The sequence below is a fragment of the uncultured Microbacterium sp. genome, assembly GCF_963521695.1.
Taxonomy (GTDB): Bacteria; Actinomycetota; Actinomycetes; order Actinomycetales; family Microbacteriaceae; genus Microbacterium.
On record NZ_CAUQWC010000308.1, the window covers coordinates 1 to 3135 of the forward strand.

The 3135-nt window shown below is 70.4% G+C and carries 4 protein-coding genes and 1 pseudogene; 1 reads left to right on the forward strand and 4 read right to left on the reverse strand.

All coding sequences use genetic code 11. The features are described 5' to 3' along the window. A partial coding sequence (locus RWP81_RS15630; protein WP_314457653.1) for a dihydrofolate reductase family protein occupies positions 1-648 on the forward strand: 648 nt, incomplete at its 5' end. A 128-nt stretch (positions 649-776) separates the two neighbouring features. Here the strand turns inward: RWP81_RS15630 and RWP81_RS15635 are convergent. From RWP81_RS15635 to RWP81_RS15650, 4 genes and pseudogenes are all read right to left on the reverse strand, one after another. Then, positions 777-1691: an Asp23/Gls24 family envelope stress response protein gene (locus tag RWP81_RS15635; protein ID WP_314457655.1), complete on the reverse strand. Its 915-nt coding sequence runs from the start codon at positions 1689-1691 to the stop codon at positions 777-779. A gap of 19 nt (positions 1692-1710) precedes the next feature. Then, positions 1711-2298, reverse strand: a complete 588-nt coding sequence (locus tag RWP81_RS15640) for a hypothetical protein (protein WP_314457657.1) — start codon at positions 2296-2298, stop codon at positions 1711-1713. Continuing rightward, positions 2295-2876 carry a DUF6286 domain-containing protein gene (locus tag RWP81_RS15645; protein WP_314457660.1) on the reverse strand — a complete coding sequence of 194 codons (582 nt, stop codon included), beginning with the start codon at positions 2874-2876 and terminating at the stop codon, positions 2295-2297. The genes RWP81_RS15640 and RWP81_RS15645 overlap by 4 nt, the downstream gene beginning before the upstream one ends. Then, positions 2876-3135: pseudogene (locus RWP81_RS15650) on the reverse strand (hypothetical protein); the annotation flags it as partial. The pseudogene RWP81_RS15650 and the gene RWP81_RS15645, both read right to left, overlap by 1 nt.

Sequence of the window (3135 nt, forward strand, 5' to 3'; positions counted from 1 at the left end):
CCCGCGGCTCGGCAGGATGGGCGCATGGCCAAGATCGTGGTGAGCAGCATGGTGAGTCTGGACGGATACACCGAGGGTGCGGGCGGCGACGTGTCGCAGATGCCGATGGACCTCGCCTTCGCCGAGCACAACGCCGATCGCGTCCGCTCGGCCGGCCGACTGCTGTTCGGCGCCACGTCGTACGTCGGAATGATGCAGTACTGGCCCGACCGCGTCGACGATCCCGATGCCCTCCCCGAGGATCGCTACATCGCGTCGCGCTACGCGACCGACCTGAGGATCACCGTCATCTCCGACCACCTCACCGACGACGACGTCTCGGTGTGGGCGGAGCGCACCGAGATCGTTCGTCGTACGGATGCGCACGACCACCTCCGGAGCCTCCGCGAGAGAGAGTCCGACGACATCCTGATCTTCGGAAGCCGGACACTCTGGACCGACCTGCTCGCCGCCGGGCTCGTCGACGAGCTGCACCTTCTCGTCGGGCCCAAGGTGGTCGTCGGCGACGAGCGGACTTTCGAGGGCATCCCGCCATTGGACTTCGAGCTTCTGAACGTGCGCACGTGGCGTGGGTCGAGCGTCGTCGTCCTCACCTATCGCCCGGGCAACGCCGAAGCTCCGAGCGACCGGGGCCTCGCCGACAACTGACCGGGGCGGGCGCACCGCCGATCCGCCGCGCAGCGCACGTTCCGGCCGGGTGCTCTGCGCATCAGAGATCGGATGCAAGGAAAGGGCGCCCCCGCCGAAGCGGAAGGCGCCCATTCACGTGCGGCGGATCAGCGGCGAGGGCGGTCGTCCTCCACGACGGACTGCACGCTGTCGACAGCCGGCGTCTTGTCGTCGGTGCGCACCTCGTCGGCGGCGATCGCGATGTCGACCGCGGCGTCCCCGAGAGCCTCGGCGACCACGTCGCGCACGTCTCCGCGGTCATCGGTGGGCACATCCGTCGCGGGGCCCGCGGGCTCGAGACCCTCGGTCACGCGATCCGCGGCATCGATGTCCGATCGGGAGTCGGCGGCAGCGACGCGCTCGCGGGCTGCCTTCACCGTCTCGTCGACGGCGGCCGCCGCACCCGCGGCGACGTCCTTGGTCTTGGACATCGCGACGTCGACGGTCTCCGACGCGCTGGCTGCGAGATCCTTCGACCTCGACACCGCATCGTCGACGGCAGCGGAGGCACCGGCCGCGACGTCCTTCGACTTCGCCTTCATGTCGTCGACCGCCACCGAAGCGCGAGCCACTGCGGCATCCGCCTTGTCCTTGGCGGCTCCCGCGGCGTCACGAGCGCGAGCCGCCACGGCATCCGCCTGTTCTTCCGCCTCGTCGACGACATCACGGTCGAACGGCCCGAAGACGCCGGTCACGACGACGTTGACGTCGATCGTCCCGCGTCCCAAGGGCTCGAGCGCACTGCGGACGGCGGTTCGCACGGCGTCGGAGACCTCGTGCAGCTTGTGCGGGTAGTCGACGACGAGCGAGACGGTCGCGGTGACCGAGTCGGCCCGGTCCGTGTCGACCTTCACGCCGGGCGCGGTGCGGGCGAGACCGACGCGCTCACGCACCGCGTCGGACGCTCGGCCCAGCAGGCTTCCGAGCGCGTGCACGCCCGGGACGCCGTTCGCGGCCGTCGCGGCGAGGGCCGCTGCGGCGTCCAGATCGGGCGGGTCGATGGTCGCATCGATGGTGGTCATGACGTCTCCTCGTGGGGTGTCAGTGCACGCGGGTGTTGTCGCGCGCGAGTTTGGCGCGGAGCCCGGTGTGGATCGAGATGTAAGCGCGCAGGTTCTGTCCGGTGAGGGCGGCGAGATTGGTGACGAGGGTATCGACATGCTCGGCGACCTGACGGGGGGAGGTGTTCTGTCGGGGGGTCACCGCGACGTGCAGCACCGACTCCTTGTCGACCTCGCCGGCGGTGATCCGCGACGACAGGATCTCGTCGCGCTCGGCGAGGGCGTTCTTCAGTGCCTCGGAGGCGAAGCCGTCGGAGACCGTGATGCGGCCCTCGGCGTTCGCGCTACCCGTGGACTGCAGAGCGGCCTGGCGACGACCGCGGACGGCCGACGAGGCGATGACGATGAGGATGAGCGCCAGCACCACGATCGCGGCGACGGCACCCCAGCCGGCCGACTCGCGGCCGAGCGACTGCAGCCACCCCTGGAAGCCGCCCATGACGGACGTCCACGTGTCGGTCCCGCCGGGGACGAACCCCACGAGCAGGGCGAGGGCGGCAGCCGCGAGCAGCACGACGGCGACGAGGAACAGGACGAAGCGGTTCAGGCCGCGTCGCGTGGCGTTCATCGGGACTCCTTGGTGTCGGGACGCTCCACACGCAGGCGGGTGCGGACGGTGGGGGTGAGGTTGTACGAGGCGATCTCCTCCTCGACGATGCGGCGCAGCTGCGCCTCATCGATGGGGATGCCGACCGGGGGGCTCACGGTCACATCGACGGTGCGGTGGGCGACGCCGACGACGATATCGTCGCGGGCGATGCCGGAGTCGTTGCTGAGGTGCTGGGCGAGGGCAGAGGCGATGACGCCGTTGTCGACGACGACGGCGCGTTCTCCCCCCGCCATCTCGTGACGCGACAGCCGGCCAGGCCCCAGAGCCAGGATCAGCACGATCAGTCCGAGGACCGCGAGTACGACACCGCCGACGATGAACGCGACGGGCATCAGCGCGGTGGGGGCCGCGACGACGGCGTTAAGAGCGTCGCCCGGGCCGACCAGCAGGGGCTGGGCGCCGACGAGGTTCAGGATGATCTCGACCGCGGCGTACGCCAGGGCGAGAAGCAGCAGCACGACCACGACGAGCATGGCCACGGTGCGCGGGGAGTGGGTCTCACGGCGCACGACGGTGCGGAGCACGGTGTCGCTCATCACAGCACTCGCTTTCGCTGGGGGGGGGTAGCGCCCGAGACGGTCAGATCCACGCGCGAGACCTCACGGCCGAACAGCCGGGTCAGGCGCGAACGCAGGTCGCTCTGGGCCACGCGAGCGGCTTCGAGCACGGGGGTGGCGGCGCGAACGGCCGCGGTGTCATCGAGGCGCGGCACGGGGAAAGGCGAGGTGACGCGCACCACAGCGGTGTCACGGGCCGAGACGATCTCGACGTGGACGTTCTTGGCATCCACTCCGA

Coding starts and splice junctions, on each gene's coding strand:
- RWP81_RS15635 (WP_314457655.1), bottom strand. CDS start 1,691: ATGACCACCATCGATGCGACCATCGACCCGCCCGATCTGGACGCCGCA.
- RWP81_RS15640 (WP_314457657.1), bottom strand. CDS start 2,298: ATGAACGCCACGCGACGCGGCCTGAACCGCTTCGTCCTGTTCCTCGTC.
- RWP81_RS15645 (WP_314457660.1), bottom strand. CDS start 2,876: ATGAGCGACACCGTGCTCCGCACCGTCGTGCGCCGTGAGACCCACTCC.